We start from the raw sequence: 26,970 nt of genomic DNA on the forward strand, positions 1-26,970 counted from the left end.
GAAAACACCCAATACCGAACTGCCTTACCACACGACTGGCTTCTTTTAAGTTCAGATGCTTACGGCAAGCTATCCTCTTGGTGTCTACGGATAGCGCAAGTTGCAGTTATCAAGTAACTGAAAATTACTTCTGGGAGTGCGATCGCTTCCACATTGCTTACATATTATAGTATTGATAATATATAAGCTATCGCCTTTAGTTTTTAGATTACCTACCTTTTTAAGAACTTAAATATCAAGACAAAAACTTCTTTAGGTAAGTTAAAACACATTTAATTTGCAGATTAAAATTTTATCAATATCTTGTGGGATGGGCAACATCAGCGCCCTGATGATGCCAGTTAAACGCCGATTAGCTTATTCCTTAATATCTACCTGCTAAAAACGAAGGCAGAAAACTATTTATGCACCTGTCGCGTGACGTTGTTTTATTAATCACTCACAGTGGTGATTTCTTCACAATAGATAGAGTGGCACAAGCCTTGTCAAAAAAAGGGGTAAAACCGATTCGCCTTGACACCGATAAGTTTCCCCAACAAGTGCAATTCATAGCACACTTTAACGAATCAAAAAACTATCATACTATAGAATATGGCAATTACTCTATCAGCACAGAGCAGGTTCAAGCTGTATGGATGCGGCGCATTTGGGAACCAGAACTAAGTGCACAATTAGCTTCAAAATTCCGAGAAGCTTGTGTTAGAGAATCAAAAGCCACCTTAGATAGTTTTTGGGACAGTCTTAAAGAGGCTCATTGGGTAGACGATCTAGAGCCGATAAATTATGCAAATAATAAGCTGCGGCAACTACGGATTGCATCTGAAATAGGTTTTGTCATTCCCCAAACTCTTGTAACCAACAAAGCTGAGTCAGCACGAGAGTTTTTCCAAGAAGTCAAGGGAAAAATGGTGAGCAAATTACTAACTCCTCTTTCCCACAGTATGGAAGCTAACTCCTCATTCTTTCTTTACACCAGCATCGTCAAAGAAGAAGACTTAGAAGATGCCGAGTCACTGCGCTATTGCCCAATGGTTTTTCAAGAACAAATTCCTAAGCAACAGGAATTACGAGTGGTGTATGTGGATGGTAATGTATTTGTGGGGGCGCTAAGTGCTGATGTTTATGCAGCAGCCAAAGTTGATTGGCGTAAACCAGGTGTTGAGGTTGGCGCATGGCAACACCACCAGCTTCCTGATGCAATAGTTCGTCGTCTCAAAGCCTTTATGGGGAGATTTGGTTTGTTATTTGGAGCCTTAGATTTCATCCTTACACCATCAGGCGAATACGTCTTTTTGGAAATCAACCCTGTGGGGGAATGGGGAATGCTAGAGAAAGATTTAGACTTGCCTATTGCAAGTGTGATCGCAGATGCTCTTATTTCTGAGAAAACCGGATATAGCTTTTAGTCAGGACTTTAGCTCCAAGCTTAAACAGTAAAGTCTTGACTACAAATTATAAAAAGAAGTGCTTTAGTTAACAATTCTTTATGACTGTATTAATAGTTACGTTTAGCCAAGACAACGAAAGCATTCCGCTAGTAATCAAAGAAATTGAGGCTAGAGGAGAAAAAGCATTTCGGTTTGATACGGATAGATATCCCACCGAAGTCAAGCTAGATATTTACTCTAGTGATACAGAACGGGTAATTATTACTGATGGCGAACAAAAGCTCGATTTGAGCGAAGTTTCTTCAGTTTGGTATCGGCGGATGCGCTACGGGCAGAAAATTCCTGACTCAATGGACAAGCAATATAGAGATGCGTCAATTAACGAATGTCGCGCTACTGCCAGAGGGATGATTGCCAGCCTCCAAGGATTCCACTTTGATAAAATATCCAATGTGGAGCGGGCTAATAATAAACAACTACAGTTACAAGTCGCACGAAAACTTGAACTTCTAACTCCACGTACCCTGACTTCAAACAATCCCGAAGCAGTCAAGCAATTTGCTCAAGAATGTCAACAAGGTATAATAACCAAGATGCTTTCTTCCTTTGCTATCTATGACGATCAAGGACGAGAAAACGTTGTGTTTACCACTCCAGTTACAGCTGATGATCTGGAGAATATGGAAGGACTGCGTTTTTGCCCGATGACATTTCAAGAAAACGTGCCCAAAGCCCTGGAGTTGCGGACAACTATCGTCGGACACCGCGTATTTACTGCCGCAGTAGACTCGCAAAGCTTGTCAGGATCTACTTACGACTGGCGCAAAGAGGGACTAGCTCTGGTTAAGAATTGGCAACCTTATGATTTGCCAGAAGATATTGAGAAAAAGCTACTCAAACTAATGGCTGAGTTTGGTTTGAAGTATGGAGCGATTGATATTATTGTTACCCCCGATGGTCGGCACGTGTTTCTCGAAGTTAATCCAGTAGGGGAATTTTTTTGGATGGAGATATATTCACCACACTATCCGATTTCACAAGCGATCGCAGAAGTATTACTAACTAATAAAAGTTAGAGTATTGAGTATTGTTTATTTTTTTATCCTCTACTTTAAAGGTATTTAATTTAAAAGATATTTTTGCAGTAGCATTCTCTAGATTCAAGTAACTGCATATTTACATTTCCAAGAATTTTAAAATTTAATAGTGAATTTTCAGATTAAATTCTTTAATATCTACTACCTTATTTTTAAATTATGAATCATTTATATTCGGAGATAAAATAGTTATGACAAATATAGCAGATACACAAATAGTTTTGACATTTGATGGAGTAGATGATTATATAGATTTTGGCAGAAACGATATTGGCGGCGTTTTCGCTCAAGGGAGTTCAGCTTTTACTATTTCAGGATGGGTAAATCCTGATCAATTAACAGATAAAGCCACTGCCTATGGAACGCGGAATGTATTTTTTGCTCGTTCTTCAGAGCGATACAGCGATAATTTTGAATTCGGGATCAGTGAAGCAGGGAACCTAGATATCTTCATTGATGAAGGTGTTAGCAGGGTTATTAGAACCTTTGGTAATTCAGAATTAACTATAGGAAAGTGGCACTTTTTTGCGATTATTTTTAATAGCGGTCAAATAAAAGCATATCTTGATAAGAATGAATATAACGATTCTCTTACAGGTTCATCTTTAAATAAAGCAACAAGTTCTGTAACCCTGGGCGCAACTTTACACAAACAGGTTTATTTTAAAGGACAATTAGCAAATATTAGCGTTTGGAATTATCCATGTACTCAGGAACAAATCCAGACCCATCGTTGTGGGCTAATAGCCGGGGATGAAGAAGGATTAGTGGCTTACTGGAAATTAGATGACGGACAAGGAACAACAGTCAAAAACCAAATTGGAAAGTCTTATCAAGGAAATTTCCGTGGTAATCCTACTTGGGAGTTAGCAAAAATTCCATTTGCAACACAATCATCCAATCCAGTTCCATTTGCAGAGCCATCATCCAATCAAGAGGATATCCAAGAAGAGATCCAAATTGAGACACCAGTTATTTCCGAAGAAAATATTTCAACACTAACCACAACTCTATTAGCAGCAACAGTACCGTTAGTAAGCGACAAGGAAAACGAACCAAACGAAATTCAACAAACACAAATCAGCAGTGAAGAATCCGAGGTTATCCCAACCTTGGTAACTCTCCAGTTATATGACGAAGAAACTAAAACAGACCAAACTGAAGATTCCGTTAATGTCCAACAAGCACAAACATTAACTCAGGAGGAACCGCCAGAAACTATGAATAAAAAAGCCCAGCCCAAATATAAAATACTTTCCATTGATGGAGGCGGTATTCGGGGTATTATTCCTGCATTTATCCTAGCAGAAATTGAAAAGCGGACACAAAAACCTATATTTAGTTTGTTTGATTTAATTTCTGGCACTTCCAGCGGCGGAATTTTGGCACTGGGACTAACTAAACCCCGATTAAGTTCATCTGATGATTTGCCACTAGCTGAATATACTGCTGAGGATCTCGTACAACTATTTCTTGAGTATGGAGTAGAAATATTTTATGAGCCATTCTTTGAAAGAATACTTGGGCCAATAGAGGATATATTTCTCCAACCCAAATATCCCTCCGAAAGCAAAGAAGAAATTTTCAGGCAATATTTTGGTCACACCCTTCTAGAAAATAATCTCAAAGAAGTTTTTGTAACTAGTTATGATATCGAGCAGCGAATTCCAATATTTTTTACAAACAAATCAGAAAAAGAAGAGATAAAATCTCAAAAATTTCGGAAGTTATCTGGAGGTTTATCACTCCTAGATGCAGCATTGGCAACTACTGCAACTCCGACTTATTTTGCTCCCCATCGTATTGTAAATCCCTACAATAGTGCCAGCGTCTATACTTTAATCGATGGTGGAGTATTTGCTAATAATCCAACCCATTTAGCTATTTTAGAAGCACAAATTAATAGTAAACGGCAAGAAAAAAAAGTCCTCAGTACAGAAGATATTTTAGTAGTTTCTTTAGGTACAGGTTCGTTGACTAGTGCCTACCTTTATAAAGAAGTCAAAAATTGGGGACTCTTACAATGGGGAAGACCGCTTTTAAGTATTGCGTTTGACGGTGGTAGTGAAGTAGTATCTGGACAATTAGAACAGTTGTTTGAACTTAGCGATAAAGAAGGCAAAAGTTTTTATTATCGCTTTCAAACATTTTTAGATGAGGAACTTGAAGAGATAGACAATACCAAACTACAAAATACTCGTCAGCTACAAGTTATAGCCCATCGACTGATTTCTGAAAAAAGTCAGCAAATTGATGAACTGTGTAGTCTTTTATTGGGCTAGATCAACTTTCTTATATCTTGCACCGTTTCCCTGGTGCAAAATATAAGAAAGATTTTTAATTTCTTTTTTGAAGAAATTAGTAATCACTTGATTCGTCATGTTTTCACCTTATAAGGATTGTAGGTAAGTACAATGGATGAACTCGTCAAAAAAATTGCTGGTTTGGGCCTTCCTGGTATACTTTTCGTGATTGCAACATCTGCATCAGGGGGCAGTGTCGCCGCAGTTGTCGCTATGCTTTCATCGCTGGGCGGGCCTTTAGGCTTGTTAGGAGGTTTAGGACTGCTTGGTTTGGTAGGCATTCTAGGGGAATATATAGGAGCATTTGGGATTGAAACCATTCTCAAGTTCATTTATACAGAACGTAGCAAAACCGAATCTGTGAGATTTCTTCTCAAAGAAATTCAAGAATTACCGATTACAGATGACCTCAAACTCAAACTGAAACATCATATTAGCCCAGTAGTCATTACTGAGCCTGAACAAGGGCCTACTCCGAGAACAGTCGAAATTGTTGATGATGAACCAGTAATCTAGTGCATTTGATTTGATCCCTCATAGCCCCCTTTTTAAGGTTTAGAGGGATATAAAAATCATCACTTTCTAAAGCTAAAAATGGTCTCTGAGTCTAATTTAATTCTCAAAGGCCATTTCAAAATTAATAGTCTAACAGGACTTAAACAAAAGTTAAGAGTGAAAAAGAGTATAATGCTATCTCAACATAAGTTTCACGTTGAAAAAAGCTGATGAAAGAAACTACCCCCGCAGCCATGCCTCCATGCTTTGAAAGATGGTGTCAGCGATTTGATGATGTGTTTACTCATAAAGCTCAAAAAAGAGAGTTTAGACACTATATAGGGGGATTATTAGGTGAAAGTGAAAGAAAGAACCTGTTTCAAATCTCAGAGAATGCTGTAGGCGTGACTTACCACCGATTACACCACTTTTTAACCGAAGCACCGTGGTCTAGTGATCAGGTGAATGAGCGTCGGTTAAAGATTATGAACAAGTGTAGCCAGACGAGAATTAGTAGGGGTTTTAACTTAATAATTGATGATTCTGGTCATAGAAAGAGCGGTAATTTCACTGCTGGCGTGGGGAGACAGTATATCGGAGAAATTGGCAAAACGGATAATGGAATAGTAGTGGTAACAACACATTTATATGATGGAAAAAAAAGCTTACCGTTAGATATAGAGCTATATCAGCACGCTGATTCATTACCTGAAGGGAAACAAGACTCAGAATTTGAGAAGAAACCGGAATTAGCAATTAAATTAATAGACCAGACTTTAAACCGTGGTTATCAACCAGGAATAGTAATTGTAGATGCTGGCTACGGCAACAACACGTCCTTTTTATTAAAATTAGAAAATCGGCAATTAAAGTATTTAGGAGGATTAGCTAAAAATCGCAAAGTAATTCTCAATTTAGAAGATAATAGTCAACAAATAATTAGGCTAGATGAATTAACGGAAGCTTTACCCAAAGAGGCTTTTACAGAAATTCAACTCAACTTAGATAAAACCGAAACATTATGGGTGGTAACTAAAGAAGTAGAGATATCTGGTCTAAGTAGAAAGCGTAATATTGCTATCGTCATGAACGCTGCGACTTTCTCACAAGCTACTGATATTGACTATTTTATTCTTTGGCATCAGATGACAGGAGGCTTGAGACGCAGGTGGGCAAATAAATCTTTGAACACCTTTACTGAAGCTTTGGAAGCATTTAGAACGGCTATGTCTTATCGATTCTTCGATTGGTTGACCCTCAACCGTGACGTGTTTACCGCTTATAAAGCCAGTTTAGGCTTTATTTGGGCTTAATTTTTGTCTAAGTCCCGCTAATCAATAAGGGCTACATCTTTAAAATATGCAAACTCCATATGCACGTGAGCAAAACACAACAAATCCTTTTTCAGCGTTAACTCAATTTTGGGGAGATGTGAAAGTAGTTGCTCAACCTTATTGGTATCCAACAAAAGCAGAAGGAAGAGCATTTGCAGATGTGATTTGTTCATGGGGAATGCTCATTCTTTTAGTATTATTAATAGTTTCAGTTATAGGTATAAGTGCTGCAAATAGCTACTTGAATCGCTATGTAATTGATATTGTTATCGAAGAGAGAAACCTTGATAAATATAATAGTACTTTATGGCTGTCCTCTCTCATTGTTTTAGTGATGGTCATCTTGATAACTTTTTTGAGATATGTCAGAAAAAAAATCACTCTTGACTGGTACAAATGGTTAAATAATCATATTTTAGACAAATATTTGAGCAACCAAGCTTATTATAAAATCAATTTTCAATCTGATATAGATAATCCAGATCAACGTCTATCTCAAGAAATAGAACCTATCACTAATAGTGCTTTAAGATTTTCAAGTGCTTTACTAGAAAAAGTTTTAGAAATGGGAAGTGCTTTGATAATTCTCTGGACAGTTTCTCCACCAATCGCAATTTATCTAATTATTTATACAGTTGTTGGTAATTTAATAGCTGTTTACTTGAATCAAGCAATAAATATAGTTAATCAACAAGAACTTGCGTTTAAAGCAGACTTTGCTTATTGCTTAACTCATGTTCGCAATCACGCTGAATCAATTGCTTTTTTTCAGGGAGAAAAGGAAGAGTTAAATATAATTCAGCGGCGATTTAATAATGTTTTAGAAACTACTGAACGTAGGCTGAGTTTGGAGAAAGGTCAAGACGCTTTTGGCAGAGCATATCAGTCTGCCATCAGTGTATTTTCTATGTTTATTCTCACGCCTTTATTTATTCAGAACCAAATTGATTATGGGGAAATTAACCAAGTTAGTTTTGCTTGCTTTATGTTTTCTAATGCTCTGGGAGAGTTAATAGGTGAATTTAGTATTTCCGGGCGATTTTCTAGTTATGTTAACCGTTTAGCTGAATTCTCAGATGCTTTAGAAGCTGTTAGTAAACAACCAGATAATGTAAATACTATCAAAGTCACAGAAGAAGAACATTTAGCTTTTGAAAATGTCACTTTACAAACGCCAAATTATGAGCAGACGATTGTTGAAGAATTATCACTTTCTGTTCCGTCAAGCGGAGGGTTATTGATTGTTGGCCCTAGTGGTGGGGGTAAAAGTTCTTTATTAAGAGCGATCGCTGGTTTGTGGAACGCAGGAACTGGTCGTCTAGTGCGTCCTCCTCTAAAAGAAGTCTTATTCTTACCCCAACGACCTTATATCATTTTAGGTACTTTGCGCGAACAATTACTCTATCCGCATACAGACCGAAAGATGAGCGACAAAGAACTCGAACAAATTTTGCAACAAGTTAATTTACAACACTTACTTACCCGTGTAAAAGGCTTTGATACAGAAGTTCCTTGGGAAAATATATTGTCTTTAGGAGAACAACAACGTCTAGCTTTCGCACGACTATTAATTACTCATCCTAGTTTCACCATATTAGATGAAGCAACAAGTGCTTTGGATTTAACTAACGAAGATAATTTATATCAACAGTTAAAAGAAACTAAAACAACTTTTATCAGTGTTGGACATAGAGAAAGTTTATTTAACTATCATCAATGGGTTCTAGAGCTAAAACAAGATTCCCACTGGCAATTTATTTCTGTACAGGATTATCAGTGCCAAAAAGCAATTGTCACTGCTCCATCTGAGAACCCTCAAATTATAATAGATAGCTCCTCTGAACTCCAAATAAAACCGCAAATATCAGTAGTAATAGACACAATCGAAAAGCTCACTCATCAAGAAATTAAAACATTAACAGACTATTCTCTTAGCACTATTAGAAGCAGAGGAAGCCAAGGGAAGCCTATCACTACTAAAGATGGCGCAACTTACCGCTATGACAAAAATTCAAAAGTTTTAAAATGGGTGAGAGTTTAGCGGCTGTTGTGAGAACTGATGTGATGTTAACTAAAAACCAAAGACAATTAATTAATTATAAATTTATTACAATTTATGAAATAAGTTATCAATTACCTATTGTAAACAATTCAAAATTAAAAAAAGTTCAAAAAAGAATTACAAAATCTCAACTATTAATTAAACAAGGTACTAAGTATCATTTTTATTTGTGGGGAATAATAAAACGAAAACAGGAAATTAGCCAACAAGAAATTTTTGCTCAAACTAAATTATTAATTAAAGACTATACTCAACTAATTGATTTTTTAGAAAAATATAAAGATAATTATCAAGATTTTTTATTAAAATTTACTGATAACTGGAAAAAGTTATTTACTCAAAAATACCTAGAAATTAAAAATATAAATGCAGAAATAAATAAACTAGAAATAAAAAATCACAATAATCCCCAACTCATTGAGAAACTAAAACGGGAAAAACAAGAAAACCTCAAATCAATTTTGCTTTTGAGTAATACTAACTTTTTGATGTTAGAAAAAATTAAATTGTTAACTCAAGGAATTAAAATTTTAGGAGAAGATACTAAGAATCAAAAGCAAACTGTCCAGCAAATAGCTCAAGAGTTAAGGGTATATCAAGAAATTTACGAATATCAAATGAAAGCAAGAAAAATTCGTCAAGAAATAGCAAAAATAGCTGAGATAGTAACAAAGTTTGAAGATTATTTACAAGATTACTTTAGTCCATTTCAATCCTTAATAGACGAAGTAGTAAAACTAGATGTAAACTTTTACGCAATTGTAGGAGAAATTAAAAATTTATCAACTAGTAGTTTAAATTTCCAGTCAAGCTTATTAACCATACAAGATACTGATACAATTTCTGAAAATATTCTCAATTTATTGGTCGCAAGTTATGAAAAAGGAGATAGATTAAAAGATGCATTAGTTGAGTCTAAATTATTAAATGAACAAATTAGTAATTTTGAGTTAAATAATGATGGAATAGTTTTAGAACAAACAATTTACTTAATATCTAATTATATATCTACTCAACTTGTCGATCAAAGAAAAGTGCTAGGTATATTAGAGACAGATGTCGTTTCTAAAAATTCTGCACTTTCTATTGAAAAAACAGAATTATTAGAGCCAATTAATAACTATAGTAACTCTGTAAAAGAATTTAAAAATAGTAAAAATATTGATTATAGTGAACTCAAAACTCTACTCGCACAATTCAAGTGGAAAGAAGCTGATATTGAAACCGCTAAATTAATGCTACAAGTCATGGGAAAGAATTATTGGAATGAAGTTTATAAGGAAGATATTCTTAACTTTTCTTGTCAGGCTTTTTATAATATCGATGGACTTTGGCAACAATACAGTCATGGTTATTTCGGCTTTAGCGTACAGCAAAACATCTGGAACGAAATAGGTGCTCAAGTAGATTATGAAACAGAAAAGAGACTTGGCGATCGCTTGGGTTGGCGAAAAGAAGGAAACTGGTTAAATTACGACCAACTAACTTTTAAATTATCCCCAACGACACCGATGGGACACCTACCAGTCAAATGGCTACACTACGACCAAGATATTTTTGACATATCACCAAAATTATCTGCGGAACCCCTTTCAATGGGAGCATGGCGAGTGGGGTCATGGTTAGTTTGGCAGATGCATTTATTCTTTTCTCGAGCAAAAATGTGTAATTGAATTTTGACTTCTGAGTTCTGATTAAGAATGTAGAAGCTTCTATTGATGATATTCAGAATTTTTTAGACAAAATCTATTGAAAGATATGAAGTGTAAGAAAATTTGAGCAATTTTGATACACTTAACTGTTAATCTAAGTTAAAGGTATAATCGTAAGCAACTATCTCGCTGTACGTGCAATATTATAAAATAACTTTTTTAATTACATTTATTAAAACTTTATCGTTAATACTTCTTTCATTGTAGTAACCTAATCAATTTCAAAAGTAGATATGAATAACAGTATGAATTCTGATATAGAAATAGAAATTTTGCTTTTGGGAAAATGGCGTTTCAATACTTATTCGGAAAAAATAACTATTGAATTTAAAGATGATATGACTTATGAGCAAACTAGGGTTCAAACGCTTTTTTTCTCTAAACCTAAAGAACTCATAACAGGTAATAAATTTACCGGAGTATGGTATGTTAGCCAAAAAAAATTGTATTTAAGTGTTAAAACTATGCCAAAATCATTTTTTAACTTAAAAATTCCACTATTTTTTCAGATTTCTATTGCAGATATAGTAGCTACTATCGGTTCAATTTTTACAACGGAAAGTTATGAAGTTATTAGAATTAACAGTTCTAAATTTCTCATAAAAGATAAAGATGAATCAATTATTGGAACAAAAATAAATAATACTAGGAAGTCCTAGAGAATGTTGGCAAGCGTGAGTAGATTTGATGGCATATTTATTTGATAATACATTGCCATACCCTATGTTTCAATGAGTGTTTGTGCCACCTCAAGTTGCTAAGGCATGAAAGGCGATCGCGTTGCTCTTGGTCAGTTAATTCGAGAATTTTAATAGCAGTTACTTTAATGGTTACTGAAGCTGGATCTTCTGGAGGGGAGATATCTTCTTGAGCAAGTTTTTCTGGTGATGTATCGTCAGTTGATGAAGCAGAGTTAAATTTTTTAGCAAGATTAACCGTTACATAAAATAAATAAAATCTTGAAATGTTTGGTAAAAGGTGATTTATCTTTAAGACTCATGGGTAGTAGCTACTCAACTCTCACCCATTTCAACACTTCAGGATCTTTATCATATCGGTAGGTAAGGCCGTCTCTTGTAGTTATAGGCTCCCCTTTGCTGCCCTTACTTCTAATAGTATTGATGGAATAGTATGTTAATTCGCTCATTTCTTTATGAGAGAGTCCTTCAGTTGTAGCTTTTTGAGTTAAGATAGCTAATTTATTTTGAAATTTGTTATTAGACGAGATTTGAGCATTTTCTGGAGAATTATTGACTATCTTTTTTTCATCTCGGTAATCTTGAATGCTCACAAGTTGCCAACTAGAATCTTGTGAGAGTTCCAAAACCCATTGATGATAATCAAATAGACTTTCCCTATGCCCAACACTAATAAACGTTGTTTTTGTTTCTTGTAATTGTTGATATAAATTTCCTTCATTTTTCAAATCCAAAGCACTTGTTGCTTCATCTAATATGGTGAACCTTGGATGAGTCACTAATAAGCGTGCGAAAGCCAAACGTTGTTGTTCTCCTAGCGATAGTATGTTTTCCCAAGGAACTTCTGTATCAAAACCTTCAACTCGACTTAGTAAGTTTTGTAAGTTTACTTGTTGCAAAACATTTTTGAGTTCTGCGTCGGTCATTTGACGATTTGTATTAGGATAAAGCAACTGTTCACGTAAAGTTCCCAAGATAATGTAAGGACGTTGGGGTAAAAATAATACTTCTTCTAATGGAGGACGTACCAAACGACCAGTACCAGCATTCCACAAACCAGCGATCGCTCTTAACAAAGAACTTTTACCTCGACCACTAGGCCCGACAATTAATAAACCTTCTCCCGGCTGAACAGAAAGTGACAAATCTTCGACAATCACCTGCTCATAATTAGGTGTTTGTAAGGTAACATGCTCAAAAGCTAGTTGCCTTTCTTCTATTGTTTTAATCGTACTGACATTTTCCGGTTGTTTAGTCACTGCTTGTAGCGCATTCGACAGTTCAACTAAACGCTCAACATAACTCGAAAATCGTCCTGAAGTAGCAAATTCTCTAATTACTTCAGCCATAGCTGTAGCAAACAGATTACAAGCTAAACTGGCTTGGGCAATTTCTCCAAATTCAATTTCGCCTTTAATCTGTAAAGGCCCAAATACTATAAATGGAAATATTTGAATAATCGCTTGATATCCTCTATTAAAAATATCTTGAGTTACTTCCCAATTCATCTTGCGTTTAGCACTTTTAATAATATTATTTAATCTGCGTATTATTATATTTAATTCTTGTTTTTCTCCTCGAAAGAAAGCTATTGATTCAGCGTGATTACGAACATGATTGACGCTATAATTATAGTTCCCTTGATGTTCTAATTCTTCTTGTTTAATTTTATTTAATTCTTGACCTAAATAAACAGCAATAAAATTACCTATAACTGTATAAGCTACTAATAGAACTGCCACAAAAGGGGAAAGAAACCAGAGAATTACTAAAAAACTTATCATTTCTAGTACTTTTTCTAATAAAGTAGCTGAAAAAGAAAGAGCATCTCTTGTTAAAGGTTCTATTTCTTGGGTTATTCGTTGATCTGGATTATCAATATCGGATTTAAAGTTGATTTTATAATAGGCACGATTACTCAAATATCTATCTAAAATTCGGTCGTTTAACCATTGATACCAATCAAGAGCGATTTGTTTTCTAACAAATCTAGTAAATCCTACTAGGAGCGTTACGCAGACAAGAGCAGTACCATAAAGCCATAATGTATTAGTAAATTTATTTAAATCTTGCTCTTCAGTAATGATATCTAGCAAAAAGCGGTTAACAAAGCTATTAAACGCAGTTACACCAACGAGCATTATTATTAATAATACTAGGATAGCGAGCATCCCCCATGTACGAATTACATCTGAAAATGCTCTGGCGTTTGCCTCGGTAGGATACAAAAAAGGCCCGACGATCGCTCTGACATTGCCCCAAAAATTCTTAGCAGGTGAAGAATCATTCTTTGAGGATTTACCAATAAAAGTTGTAGTTTGCATCTGTAAAAAAAATTATTGTAATCTCTTGAACCCGATGGGTAGTCATAATTCAAGACTAGGAGAAACAAGTCATAATTGATTGTTATCCCTTATGAATTGAGAAAATGTTCTTTTGAGTCTTTAACTTGCTTGAATAGGAAATTGTGAAAATTTACAATTTCTTATTCAAAGATACCATCTTCCCATAATTCTAAGACTTCTTGAGCAGTAAAATAACGTTCTTTTTCAGTGGCAAGTGATTTGATAACAGAACGCATCCTTTCATACTGCTTTCTGGATTGAGGATTGTGTAGTTGCTTTTCAAATAGATATTGAAAATTACTAACTCCACTCCATTTGCCAAATACAACATCTATCTTGTTATAAGGAAATATCGCATAGCTTTTGGGGTCATGCAACAAAGAATTGACATGGATACCTGATTCGTGACGTTGTGCAGTTTGAGAGTAAGGGGCTGCGGGGCGAATTCCCATTTGCTCGATGTAATTAGTCACTGCCACAATCGCATCATAGTTAATCCCCTCAACTTCAATACCGAAACGGACTCGCAACCCATTTAAAACTTGCTCGATCGCCACATTTCCGGCTCGCTCCCCTAAACCACAAAATGTCCCCGATACTAAAGTTGCTCCCGCCATAAGAGACTGGAGAGTATTTTCTAAAGCCAAGCCCATATCGTTGTGATAATGTACTCCCAATGCTACATTTGCGGTAGATTGGAGCAAGTCGTTAACCCAGATATAACTCTTTTCTGGACTGAAAACCCCTACAGTATCACATAGTAGGAAGTGTTCTATATAAGGACTGCATGAGCGAATACATTGCACTAAATAGTCAAAATCGGCTCTAGAAGCATCTTCAGCCGCAAAATCTACTCTTAAACCTGCGACTTTTGTAGCATAGTGTAGATTTTCAACAATAACATCAAGAGCATTTTGACGAGCTTGACTGATAATGTGAGATGGGATACCGTCATCAATAATTTTTCCTTGAAATTCGCTCATGAGGCGAACTTGGGGATCTCGCAAAAACAATAGGCGATCAGAAACAGCAAGGAACAGAATCAGGCGCTTAACTCCGCACTCCTTCGCTTGATCTATGTATTGCTTTGCCATCATCGTATCAGCAGTAATTAGTTCATCCCATCCCTCTGAGACTAATGATTTGACTAACTCTGCTTCTTGTTCGCAAACACTTGGCATGATGCAAACTCCATCAACTCCTGTTTGAGCAATCAGACGGGCAAGTTTGTGTTTAGTTGGGTAGGAGAAGAAAATGCCTGCTTGTTGTTCTCCATCCCGTAGGGTTTCATCCGAAATTTTAATAGGAAGAGTTTGCATTTTTTATACCACTTCAAAATTAAAAAACTTAGGTTAACAATTGAGAGCAATCGCTTTGTTTGCTTCTAGCATCACCCTTTGTAGTTGTGTGGCTAATACTTTGACATTGGGTTCATAAAGCATTCTTCCATGATTTCCAGGTATATAAATCACCTTGACAGGCTTTTGAGTATAGGTTTGCCATCCCCAATCAGGTAAATCGTAATCAGAAAAAGCTTGGAGTTCTCGCACAACAATTTCATGCACTTCTTGAGCGCGGAATACAACAATCGGCGCAAAAATTGAATGCTTAGGCTGATAATTGGCGTAATTGAGTGTTAGCACTTTCATCACCTGCATGTTGGTTTTTAGTAAATCAAGACTTGAGTGTTCCGGTAGGACTTTATGTTTGTATAAATACTCTGCTGCCAAATCCCAACGGGCTTTGTCATCGCTTTTAGCAGCTAAATCAGGGTATTCCAAACCTAAAGAAACTCTTTTTAAAGCTTCAATCCGTTGGAGTAATTGCCAAATCCAATCAAGCTCTGTTCTATCAATTAAATGCTTAGGGTGAGTAACCAATCCAGAGTCTAAGATAGTCAGTAATTCTACCTTTTCACCTTGCTGTTCTAGTTGGAAAGCTATTTCAAAAGCAACAGCACAACCTGATGAGTATCCTGTTAGTATGTATGGACTTTTGGGTTGTTGTTGACGTAATACCTTAATCAGTTGACTTGCATGAAGTTCTACTGAGTTTGGGAGTGGGCTGAGTCCATCTCTCCCTGGAGTTTCTAGCCCATAAACAGGATGCTCATTTCCTAAATTGGTAGCCAAATCTTGAAAATAGAAGCCGTGTCCATTTGCACCAGGGAGACAAAATAAAGAGGTTGCATTTTCTTGAGGTTGGAGTAACAGTAAATCTGGATGGAACTGTTGCACCCCAGTATTAGAAGTATTAAAAATTTGTTCGGCTAGTTGAGCAATAGTAGGGTTCTGAAATAAACTACTCAAGGCAAGTTGTTGCCCAAAAACTTGTTGAATATTATTGAGCAATTTCACCGCCAATAAAGAATGTCCGCCTAAATCGAAAAAGTTATTATGAATTCCAATTTCTTGACGTTCGAGGACAGCAAACCATAATTGCACTAGTTTTTGTTCAACTTCGTTGCGTGGGGGTGTATATAAACTTTTAATCTCAAGATTAGGTGCAGGTAAAGCTTTACGGTCAATTTTGCCATTAGGAGTTAAAGGTAACTCATCCAATACCACGATCTGAGCAGGAATCATGTAATCAGGTAAGCGTGATTTGAGATGATTTCTTAATTCGCTAGACAAATCATTGGTGATTCCCGTTACGTATGCAATTAAACTCTGATTGGTTTCTGTTTTATATAAGGTGATAGCAGCTTCTTTAACTAATGGATGTTCTAATATAAGTGATTCAATTTCACCAAGTTCAATCCTAAAACCACGTAATTTCACCTGCTCGTCAATACGACCCAAATATTCTAGGTTGCCATCAGCATTCCATCTTGCTAAGTCACCAGTTTGATAAATTCTTTCAGTTTTACCAAATAAATCAATTTCAATAAATTTTTGGCTAGTAATTTCTGGACGGTTGAGATAACCTCTAGCTAAACCAACTCCCGCAATACACAATTCCCCTGGTATTCCTGGCGGTAACGGTTGATTCTTTGCATCTAAAATATATATATGTACATTAGGTATTGGTTTACCAATTGGTGGTTTTCTGCCATTGGGTTGACAAAGATAAATAGCCGCAGTCACAGTAGATTCTGTTGGCCCATAGCAATTATAGAAACGTTGTTCATTTCCCCACTGACTAACTAATTCAGCAGTACAAGCTTCCCCCCCAACAGTGATACATTGCAAATCAGGAAAAGTTGCCTTTGGTAAAACTGATAAAGCTGAAGGCGATAAAAAGCTGTGAGTAATTTTGTGTTGGGTTAAAAAGTTAACTAAGCTTTGACCTGGTAACAAAGTGTCTTGATGAGCTAAATATAAACAAGCACCTGCGGATAAAGCCGTTGCAATTTCACCAATAGACAAATCGAAACTAAAAGAACCAAATTGAAGCACACGGCTGTGGGTTTGAACTTGAAAAGTTTCAGTCCAACTCAAGGCGAGATTGACAATGGCTTTATGCTCAATCATCACACCCTTCGGTCGTCCTGTCGAACCAGAGGTGTAGATAACGTAAGCTAAATTATTAGGCGTACTTTGATGACTGGGATTATCCGTTAATTCTTTAGTAAATAATTCCTCATCTAAACAAATGACCTGGTATTTTAGTTCAGTTAGAGGTAATTTATCTAATAAAAAACTTTGGGTTAGCAATACTGATATCTCAGAATCTTCTAACATGAACTTAATCCGTTCTTGGGGATAATTAGGGTCAATCGGTACGTAAGCCCCACCAGCTTTAAGGATACCGAGTACACCAATAATCATTTCTAAAGAACGTTTGACAGAGATACCGATTAATGTATTTGGCTCAATAGAATAATTTTGAATTAAATAGTGAGCTAATTGATTAGCTTTTTGATTCAGTTGTTGATAAGTTAAAGTTTTAAATTCAAAAAATACAGCTTGATTCTCGGGATTCTTCTTAACTTGTTCTTCAAATAAATAAACTAAAGTTTTATCTTCAGCATAATCGGTTTGAGTTTGCTTCCAGCGTTGCAGTTGTAGCAGTTCGGCTGCTGTCATCAAAGGCAAAGTATTAATCGGTTGATTTGGATTATCAATAATTCCCTTGAGCAGAACTTCAAACTGTCCCGCCATTCGTTGGATAGTAGCTTTTTCAAAAAGGTCGGTAGCGTATTCCCAAGAGCAATTTAACTGGTTGTCATATTCCATCGCCATCAATGTTAAATCAAACTTAGCGATCGCACCCTTCACCCTCAACCATTGAATATCTAACCCTGGTAAACTCAAGTCTGGACTTTCGTTATTTTCCAGCGCAAACATTACCTGAAATAATGGGTTATAACTCATACTGCGTTCCGGTTGTAATTTTTCTACCAGAACTTCAAAGGGGATATCTTGATGAGCGTAAGCATCTAAACAAGAGGAGCGAGTTTGTTGCAGGAACTCGATAAAACTTTGCTCAGGTTTGATTTGGTTACGCAGTACCAAAGTATTGACAAAAAAGCCAATTAACCCTTCTGTTTGGCTATGGGTGCGGTTGGCAATGGGAGAACCAATACATAAATCGTTTTGGCGACTGTAACGAGATAATAGAATATTCAAAGTAGCCAACAAAGTCATAAATAGGCTTACGCCTTGCTGTTGGCTGAAATTTTTAACGGCAGCACTTAACTCTGGTGTGAGAGAATAGAGAAAGCGATCGCCTCGGTAGCTTTGCAATGCTGGACGGGGATAATCGGTAGGTAACTCTAGTAATGGGGAAGCATCACCTAGTTGATTTTTCCAGTAATTAATCTGGTTTTCTAATACTTCGCCTTGTAACCAGTTTCTTTGCCAAGCTGCATAGTCGTTGTATTGAATAGGCAAGGGAGGAAGGTTTGGGCTTTGACCTTGGGTAAAAGCAGTGTAAGCTTGCTGTAACTCACGCACAAATACCCCCATTGACCAGCCATCACTGATAATGTGGTGCATATTTATGAGCAACACACATTTTTGCTCCCTTCGGCTTACCTCGACTTCTCTACGAGACGCTACGCGAATGCTCGGCACAAGTCGCTCAGGATAAACCTGCAATTGCAGCAGTTTTGCTTTAAACAAAGGGCCAGTGCTTAAATCAAACAGTTCTTGAGCATGAGCATCTATTAAATGTTGTAAATATTGGCTCTCATCCAGGTTTCGGCAATCTTGTACAGTTAAAACTTCGATTTCGTCTAAATTAGGAAGCGCAATTTGGGGTTGTCCAGCAACGGTGGGAAAATATATCCTCAGACTCTCGTGCCGACTTAGCAAATAAGCCAAACTAGAACGCAGGGCATCAATATCTAAGTCGCCGTCTAATTGTAGAGCGATCGGCATATTATAAGTAGCTGATAACCCTTGGAATTGCGCTAATACCCAGAGGCGTTGTTGAGCAAAAGAAAGCAGCTTGGGAGAGTCAGCACTTAAAGTCGGAATTTCTTCTTTAACAGTAACTTGCGTTTTAGCTGCTTTCAAAAAGGCTAGAATCTCAGCTTTGTTGGCTTGAATTTCCTGTTTGAGTTCAGCAGTGAGGGCATTTTTGCTAGTACGAATTCGTAACTTATCATTTTCAGCCCAAATTTTGCAGCCTATATTCTGCAAACGAAGTATTAAAGAAACTATTGGCTGATTTTGTGTCATAGTCATAGTTCAATTTCCTCTTCGTCTGAATTTAAAGGTTGCATATCTGTGGTAGCGGAATTAATCCAAATGCAGCTATCTATATAACTCGCCAATTCGCTGAGAATGGGAGAGTCAAATACTTGACGTAGTGGCATTTCTACGTTGAGAGTATCGCGGATGCGGTAACACAATTGAGTAGCTAATAATGAATGTCCTCCCAAGTTGAAGAAGTTATCTTGTCGAGAAATAGATTCATATTTCAGCAGCTTTGCCCATAGTTGAGTTAGTAATTTTTCTGTCTCTGTTACAGGTAATTCAATATCTATGGCTGCAACTGCCTTATCCAGTGCAGGTAAAGCTTTACGATCTACTTTGCTATTCGGTGTTAATGGCAGTTTTTCTAAAACAACAAAATGGCTAGGAATCATATAGTCAGGTAGATTTTTTGCCAGAAAATCTCGCCATTCTTCTAATAACTCTGGAGTGACTTGATTGACGCGATATTGTAACGGTTGATTAGCGTAATATTGCCAAGGTTTCAGTCGCCAATTTTCTTTTTGATGAAATCTTGGTATTGTCTCTTGTCCAGGGATATTTCTTTGCAAAATAACATCGTAATAAACAAATCCTGTAGAACTATATTGAATAAAAGGCGTATAAGGTAAATCTTGCGTTAAAGTTCGGAATGCTTCGGGTTCTATACCTGATTGAACTTGTGAGATTGCAGCTTTTAAATCTGCAACATAACCATCTAATTGAGGAATTTTTTCTAACAATGCCATTTCTAAAGTTAGACGTGCATTCGGAATATCTTTAATCCTTAATAAATCTGGTTGCTGAGTTGTGATAATTTTCTCGATAGTTTCCAGATTTAACTCTTGTTCTTGCCAATCTAAGCATTGAGGCTCTGCAACAGGAGTGTTTGTACTATCCAAATGTAAAACCACATCATAACGAAAACGGCTCATTTCCGTATGGCTGTAACCCCGTTTCAATTGAATTTCTACGTGACTAATCCGAGGAAATTTTTGTTTGATAGCGATAAAGAAATCAGGATTAATTAGTAATTCGGTTTCAGTACGGATGCTTTTTTGAATCTGTTGGCGCAAGTCCTGAATTGATAATTCATCAGAGGCGCGATCAAATTCTACTGCGGTGTGGAAAGTTTCTAATAAATTGAGATTTAGCACATCTCCCATAAAAATTTTCCCCTGATAACTAACAGTTTTGATAGCCCCTTCGATTACTGATAACAAGTAATCTAAAGAAGGAAAATACTGAATTACAGAGTTTAAAATTACCAATTCATAAGCATTTGTTTCAATGCCATCAAATTGGTTGGCTGCCCTAGTTTTTAAGGTAACTTTTTCATTGAGAGACTGCTGTTTGAGATATTGTTCAATATACTGCAATCCGCCCGATGAAAAATCTGTGCCTAAATAATGCTGACAATGAGGCGCAATTTTAAATAATAACATCCCTGTCCCACATCCGATTTCCCAAACTCGTTGGGGTGCAAGTTCTAAAATTTGGTCAACAGTTGTATCCCGCCATTCTTGCATTGCAAATGAGGGAATTGCTTTTCCAGTGTAGCTATCTTTCCAACCCGCGAGATTTAGCGTTGGATCGTCGGTTGGGATTGCTTGCTGAGAGTAGCTATCATTAAAAACTTGTTCCCACAATTCTACTTGTTCATTTTGGCTGGTGTTGTCTGTTACTGTGGGGACGACATAAGCCACTAGACGTCGATCGCGATCGCTTTCTTCCCGAACTAAAACAACCGCTTCCTGAATTTCGGGGTGTTTGAGTAAAGATCCTTCAATTTCACCTAATTCAATACGGAAACCACGCAGTTTAACTTGATGATCTATCCGTCCTAAGTATTGCAGATTTCCATCCGGTAGCCACCGGGCTAAATCACCAGTTTTATAAATTCGCTCAGTTTTACCAAATAATTCTAATGTGATAAATTTTTCAGCAGTTAAATCAGAACGATTCAAATAGCCCTGTGCTAAACCTGCACCTGCAATGCAGAGTTCCCCAGGAATACCAGGGGGAAGGGGTTGATTGTAGTTATCTAATATGTAGATGCGAGTATTGGCGATCGGCTTGCCAATTGATAACACAGACCCTTGAAAATTTTTGTCTTGCTCAAAAGTATTTACTGGATAGATATCTGACCAAATAGTAGTCTCGGTTGGGCCATAAAGATTCCAAAGCTCAGTACATTTTTCAAGTAGTTGATGAGCCAGTTCCCAAGTTAATGCTTCACCGCCGCAGCAGATTTTTAGTTGGGTTGAACCTTTCCAACCTGCGGCTAACAACATCCGCCAAGTAGCTGGAGTAGCTTGCATAAAAGTAGTGGCAGTGTTGACTAATTGTTCTGCTAACTGTAAACCGTCAGAGGCAATTTCTCGACTAACTAGAATTATTTTTGCTCCTACGATTAGAGGTAAATAAATTTCCAGCCCAGCGATATCAAAAGATATAGTTGTGATAGCCAAGAGAGTATCAGACGTACTTATTCCTGGCTTTTCTTTCATTGAATATAATAAATTAGTCAATGAGGAGTGACAAATTGCCACGCCTTTTGGTCTTCCAGTCGAACCGGAAGTGTAAATTACATAAGCCAACTCATCAGGATTATTATTTAGCTGAGGATTATCTGTAGACTGTTCAGACCATGTTTGTTCGTCTAGAAATACTAATTGGCAGGAGTTGTTAAACTTTTCTAAGGAAAGTTGCTTTTTAAGAGATTTAGTTGTTAGTAATACTGCCGCATCACTATCTTCAAGCATTAAATGAATGCGTTCTTGGGGATAACTTGGATCAATTGGTACGTAAGCCCCACCAGCTTTGAGGATAGCAAACATACCGATGAGCATTTCCAGTGAACGATTCATGCAAATCGCCATCAATGGGTTATCAGATAATTGTTGCTGGCTTTTGAGTTGCAACAAATAATGCGCCAGTTGATTAGCTTGTTGATTGAGTTCTCGATAACTCAGGCTTTGATCTGCAAACACCATAGCTATTTTATTTGGCGTTTTTGCTACCTGTTCTTCAAACAGAGTCACCAGAGTATGATGCTGAGGATAATCTGTGTCTGTTTGATTCCAAATTTGCAGTTTTTGGCTTTCTGCTGGGGTGATTATAGGTAGCTGATGAATCGGGTGTTGGGGATTTTGGGTAATTGCTGTCAGCAACACTTCAAAATGTCCCGCCATGCGTTTAATTGTTGATGCCTCAAATAAATCTGTGGCATATTCCCATATACAATGTAGTTGCTCGTGCCTTTCACGCAAATCCAGCAATAAATCAAACTTGGCAAACGGAAAACTTTGTTCCAGGTATTGAATATCTAGCCCTGGTAAACTAACATTTACTCCCGCCCCTGCCGCGTTTTGCAGCACCATCATCACTTGAAATAATGGATTATGGCTAAGACTGCGTTCTGGTTGCAGTTGTTCTACCAAATACTCAAAGGGAATATCTTGATGAGCATAAGCATCTAAGCAAGTTTGGCGGGTTTGTTGCAATAAATCAATAAATGCTTGCTCTGGCTTGATTTTGCTCCGCAATACTAAGGTATTGACAAAAAAGCCAATTAATCCTTCTATGTAGCTATGGGTGCGGTTAGCAATGCCAGAACCAACACATAAATCTTCTTGGCGGCTATAACGCCACAGTAAAATATTGAAAGCAGTCAACAGGGTCATAAATAAACTCACCCCTTGTTGTTGACTAATAGCTTTAAGTTTCTGAGTCAGTTCTTTACTCAAACAATATTCTTCACGCTCACCTTGGTAACTTTGCTGCGCTGGACGGGGATAATCAGTAGGTAATTCCAGCAAGCGGGGCGCATCACTTAGTTGTTGTTTCCAATAATTTTCCTGGCTTAATAAACTCTCCCCTTGTAACCAACTGCGCTGCCAAGCCGCATAATCGTTATACTGAATCGGTAACGGTGACAAGTTGGGAGTAGAACCCGCAGCATAAGCAGCATAAGCCTGTTGCCATTCGCGCTTAAACACTCCCATTGACCAGCCATCACTGATGATGTGGTGTATATTAATCAGCAGGATATTTTTATGTTGGGCCAGTTGCAGTAGTTTAGCTCTGAATAAGGGGCCAGTATTTAAGTTAAAGGGTTCTTGAGCATGGTTATTGGCTAACTTTTGTACAGTTTCCGCTTGCGTCTGGAAATCAAGTGTTTGTAAGTCCTTGATTTCCAGCACTTTCATATCTTCTACATCTTTAACTATTACTTGGGGTTGTCCCTCCAAAGCAGGGAAATAAGTGCGTAAAGTTGTATGGCGTTCCAGCAAATAGGTTAAACTCTGGCGTAAAGCTTCTACATTTAAGTTGCCGTCAAGTTGGAGTGCGAAGGGCATATTGTAGGTAGAAGAAGTTCCTTTCCCTTCAAGCTGGGCTAAAAACCAGAGTCTTGATTGGGCAAAAGATAGAGTTTTCGGCTCATTTTCTGGTTGGTGTGTAATGAGAGGTAAAGCAACACTCGCAGATGCTTTGTCAATTTCCCGCGCCAACTCAGATAAAACGCTTTGCTCAAATACCTTACGAGCAGATAATTCTACCCCGAAACTATCACGAATACGAGCAACTAATTGAGTTGCTAATAGAGAATGTCCACCTAATTCAAAAAAGTTTTCAGAGCGACCAACAAACTTAACTTTTAACAAACCTTGCCATAAACTAGCTAGTAATTCTTCTGTGGGATTTACTAGGATTTCCAAATCAGAGGCAGCGACTGTATTTGGTGCTGGTAATGCTCGCCTATCTAGTTTACCGTTAGCAGTCAGAGGCAACTGTTCCAAAACCATTATCTGGCTTGGAATCATATAATTTGGCAGGCGATTTTTCAGGTATTCTTTAACTTCAACCGCTAAATCAACAGATTTCTCTGCCTCAGTGATATAAGCTATTAATCTATGAGTATTATCAGCTTCGTATAAAATTACAATAGCTTCTTTAACTGATTGATGTTGTAATAAAAGTGATTCAATTTCACCAAGTTCAACTCTAAAACCTCGTAATTTTACCTGCTCGTCAATCCGACCTAAATATTCTAGATTGCCATCAGTATTCCATCTTGCTAAGTCACCAGTTTGATAAATTCTTTCAGTTTTACCAAATAATTCAACCTCAATAAATTTTTGGTCAGTAATTTCAGGACGATTGAGATAACCTCTAGCTAAACCAACTCCCGCAATAGATAATTCTCCTGGTATTCCTGGTGGTAATGGTTGATTATGTGCATCCAAAATATAAATGCGGAGATTGGGAGAAGGTTTACCAATTGGTGGTTTTTTACCGTTGAGTTGACAAAGAGCCATCGCTACAATAACTGTACATTCTGTCGGCCCGTAGCAGTTATAAAAACGTCGTCCCCTTCCCCACTGACTAACTAATTCAGCACTACAAGCCTCCCCACCGACACCGATAGATTGTAAATTACTTAGAGTCGCCTTTGGTAATATAGCTAAAGCTGACGGAGGTAAAAAGATATGGGTAATTTTGTGTTGGGTTAAAAAGTCAACTAAGCTTTGACCTGGTAACAAAGTGTCTTGATGAGCTAAATATAAACAAGCACCTGCGGATAAAGCCGTTGCAATTTCACCAATAGACAAATCGAAACTAAAAGAACCAAATTGAAGCACACGACTGTGGGTTTGAACTTGAAAAGTTTCAGTCCAGCCCAAGGCGAGATTGACGATGGCTTTATGCTCAATCATCACACCCTTCGGTCGTCCCGTTGAACCAGAGGTGTAGATAACGTAAGCTAAATCATCAGGCGTACTTTTCGGAATAATATTCCTTTGCGCGGCAGTTGCTATAACGGGGGGAACCCCCGTAACGCGCTGCCTTGTCTTTGCGACGGACACTTTGCTCAAGTCGGGAAACCCGCCCACGCAAGTGTCCTCGTCTTTGCGTGAGACATCATCTAAGCAAATAACATGACAAGGCTTTTCTAAGTTATCTAAATGTAAATTATCTAATAGAAGACTTTGGGTTAATAATACCGATATTCCAGAATCTTCTAACATGAAATTAATCCGTTCTTGGGGATAATTAGGGTCAATCGGTACATAAGCTCCACCCGCTTTGAGAATACCGAGTACACCAATAATCATTTCTAAAGAACGTTCAACACAGATACCAATTAAGGTGTCTGGTTGAATTTGGTAATTGTGAATTAAATAATAAGCCAGTTGATTAGCTTTTTGATTAAGTTCTTGATAAGTTAAACTTTTCAATTCAAAAAATACAGCCTGATTATCAGGATTTTTTCTAACTTGTTCTTCAAATAAATCAACTAAAGTTTTATCGTGGGGATATTCTATTTGAGTTTGATTCCAACTTTGTAAGTTCTGACGCTCATCCTCTGTAAGCAAAGATAAAGTATTGATTGGCTGATTCGGGTTATCAATAATTTGCTTGAGTAGAACTTCAAAATGTACCGCCATCCGTTGGATAGTTTCACCCTCAAATAAATCGGTTGCATATTCCCATTCTCCTGTTAAACCTTGAGGAGTTTCCCGGAAAATCAGCGACAAATCAAACAGCGTCGTCGTGTTTTCCCACTCGAAACGGGAAAGAGTTAAGCCAGGAATTTCTAGTTTCTCCGGAGTTCCACTTTGCAAGCCAAAAGCGACTTGAAATAGGGGATGATGGGAAAGCGATCGCTCTAATCCCAATTCATCAACTAGCTTCTCAAAGGGTAAATCTTGATGGTCATAAGCATCAAGAGTGACTTGCTTCACCTGTTGCAGTAATTCTAAGAAAGTTAGATTTCCTTGCAGCTTGGTACGCAAAGCTAAAGTATTGACAAAAAAGCCAATTAATGATTCTAATTCACGACGATTGCGATTAGCGATCGCAGAACCAACAACAATATCCTCTTGTCTACTGTAACGCGACAATAACAGCGTAAATGCTGCAAGCATTGTCATAAACAGAGTACTTCCTGACTCCTGACTCAAACGCTTCAACTTCTGCGTTAAATCTCGATCGAGTTCCAAAAACTCACTTCGCCCCTTGAAGCTTTGCACTGATGGACGTGGTTTATCTGTGGGTAATTCTAAAAGCGGCGGGACATCTGCTAGTTGTTTTTGCCAGTAATTGAGTTGGGTTTGCAGTACCTCTCCCTGTAACCATTGTCTTTGCCAATGGGCGAAATCAGCATATTGTAGAGGTAGTTCGAGTAAAGGAGACGATTCACCATTACAAAAAGCTGTGTAAAGAGCGAACAATTCCCGGCGGAAGATGTCCATTGACCAGCCATCACAAACAATATGATGGATAACCAGCAACAACAAATGGGATTGTTCAGCTAATTGCAACAACTTTACTCGCAGCAAAGGTGGATTTGATAAATCAAATGGCTGTTGTAATTCTGCTGTAGCTAACTGTCCCGCCTTGCTTAACTGGTGTTCTTTTGGGACTTGTCGCCAGTCTAGCACCTGCATCTTAACTTGAGGATGAGCGTGAATCACCTGTATAGGCGACTCATCCACAACAGAGAAGCAAGTACGTAAGACTTCATGACGTTGGATAATTGCTGCGATCGCTTTTTCCAACGCACTGACATTCAGAATTCCGCTAATTTGCCAGAAAAACGGCACATTATAAACACAATTATCGCCTTCTAATTGCTCAATAAACCACAGCCTTTGTTGAGCAAAAGAGAGAGGAAGAGGCTGTTCTCGTGATACAGGAGTAAGTAGCGGCGTTTTCTGCTGCTTTTTCAGTTTTTGTAAAACTAATTCTCGTTTTTCAGGTGATAGAGATTGAAGACCTTTTAATAAGTCACTCATAATAATATTAAAAATTAGTTTTTTATCGAACCACAGAGACGCAGAGGTAACAGAGAGATGAAACATTTAAGACTTTGTGTAACTTTGCGCTT

General features: G+C 37.4%; 12 protein-coding genes. 8 read left to right on the plus strand and 4 right to left on the minus strand.

Features of this window, described 5'->3' with window-relative positions; translation table 11 throughout:
• Positions 1-404 precede the first annotated feature (404 nt).
• From V7K40_RS31945 to V7K40_RS31980, 8 genes are all read left to right on the plus strand, one after another.
• Entirely contained in the window at positions 405-1,406 is a 1,002-nt protein-coding gene (locus tag V7K40_RS31945; RefSeq protein WP_334966894.1) for an MvdC family ATP-grasp ribosomal peptide maturase, read from the plus strand.
• Between the two features lie 80 nt (positions 1,407-1,486).
• A complete protein-coding gene (locus V7K40_RS31950; protein ID WP_334966895.1) occupies positions 1,487-2,464 on the plus strand; it encodes an MvdD family ATP-grasp ribosomal peptide maturase in 978 nt (325 codons plus the stop codon).
• 212 nt (positions 2,465-2,676) lie between these two features.
• Positions 2,677-4,767: a patatin-like phospholipase family protein gene (locus tag V7K40_RS31955; protein WP_334966896.1), complete on the plus strand. Its 2,091-nt coding sequence runs from the start codon at positions 2,677-2,679 to the stop codon at positions 4,765-4,767.
• A gap of 132 nt (positions 4,768-4,899) precedes the next feature.
• The gene (locus tag V7K40_RS31960) at positions 4,900-5,304 is read left to right on the plus strand and encodes a hypothetical protein (protein ID WP_334966897.1); all 405 of its coding nucleotides are present in this window, start codon (positions 4,900-4,902) and stop codon (positions 5,302-5,304) included.
• A gap of 209 nt (positions 5,305-5,513) precedes the next feature.
• Entirely contained in the window at positions 5,514-6,596 is a 1,083-nt protein-coding gene (locus V7K40_RS31965) for an IS701 family transposase (RefSeq protein ID WP_334966898.1), read from the plus strand.
• Positions 6,597-6,642: 46 nt separating this feature from the next.
• Positions 6,643-8,658, plus strand: a complete 2,016-nt coding sequence (locus V7K40_RS31970) for an ATP-binding cassette domain-containing protein (protein ID WP_334966899.1) — start codon at positions 6,643-6,645, stop codon at positions 8,656-8,658.
• Positions 8,643-10,352 (plus strand): GUN4 domain-containing protein, encoded by a 1,710-nt coding sequence (locus tag V7K40_RS31975; protein WP_334966900.1) that lies wholly within the window; start codon positions 8,643-8,645, stop codon positions 10,350-10,352. The genes V7K40_RS31970 and V7K40_RS31975 overlap by 16 nt, the downstream gene beginning before the upstream one ends.
• Before the next feature lie 284 nt (positions 10,353-10,636).
• Positions 10,637-11,050 (plus strand): hypothetical protein, encoded by a 414-nt coding sequence (locus V7K40_RS31980; protein WP_334966901.1) that lies wholly within the window; start codon positions 10,637-10,639, stop codon positions 11,048-11,050.
• Between the two features lie 350 nt (positions 11,051-11,400).
• Here the strand turns inward: V7K40_RS31980 and V7K40_RS31985 are convergent, their stop codons facing one another.
• From V7K40_RS31985 to V7K40_RS32000, 4 genes are all read right to left on the minus strand, one after another.
• Positions 11,401-13,413, minus strand: a complete 2,013-nt coding sequence (locus tag V7K40_RS31985; RefSeq protein ID WP_334966902.1) for an ATP-binding cassette domain-containing protein — start codon at positions 13,411-13,413, stop codon at positions 11,401-11,403.
• Between the two features lie 161 nt (positions 13,414-13,574).
• Positions 13,575-14,753 carry a 2-isopropylmalate synthase gene (locus tag V7K40_RS31990; protein ID WP_334966903.1) on the minus strand — a complete coding sequence of 393 codons (1,179 nt, stop codon included), beginning with the start codon at positions 14,751-14,753 and terminating at the stop codon, positions 13,575-13,577.
• A 33-nt stretch (positions 14,754-14,786) separates the two neighbouring features.
• The gene (locus V7K40_RS31995; protein WP_334966904.1) at positions 14,787-19,067 is read right to left on the minus strand and encodes an amino acid adenylation domain-containing protein; all 4,281 of its coding nucleotides are present in this window, start codon (positions 19,065-19,067) and stop codon (positions 14,787-14,789) included.
• Positions 19,064-26,878: an amino acid adenylation domain-containing protein gene (locus V7K40_RS32000; protein ID WP_334966905.1), complete on the minus strand. Its 7,815-nt coding sequence runs from the start codon at positions 26,876-26,878 to the stop codon at positions 19,064-19,066. The genes V7K40_RS31995 and V7K40_RS32000 overlap by 4 nt, the downstream gene beginning before the upstream one ends.
• Positions 26,879-26,970 lie beyond the last annotated feature (92 nt).

This window comes from Nostoc sp. (genome assembly GCF_036917195.1).
In the GTDB taxonomy this organism is placed as follows: domain Bacteria; phylum Cyanobacteriota; class Cyanobacteriia; order Cyanobacteriales; family Nostocaceae; genus Nostoc.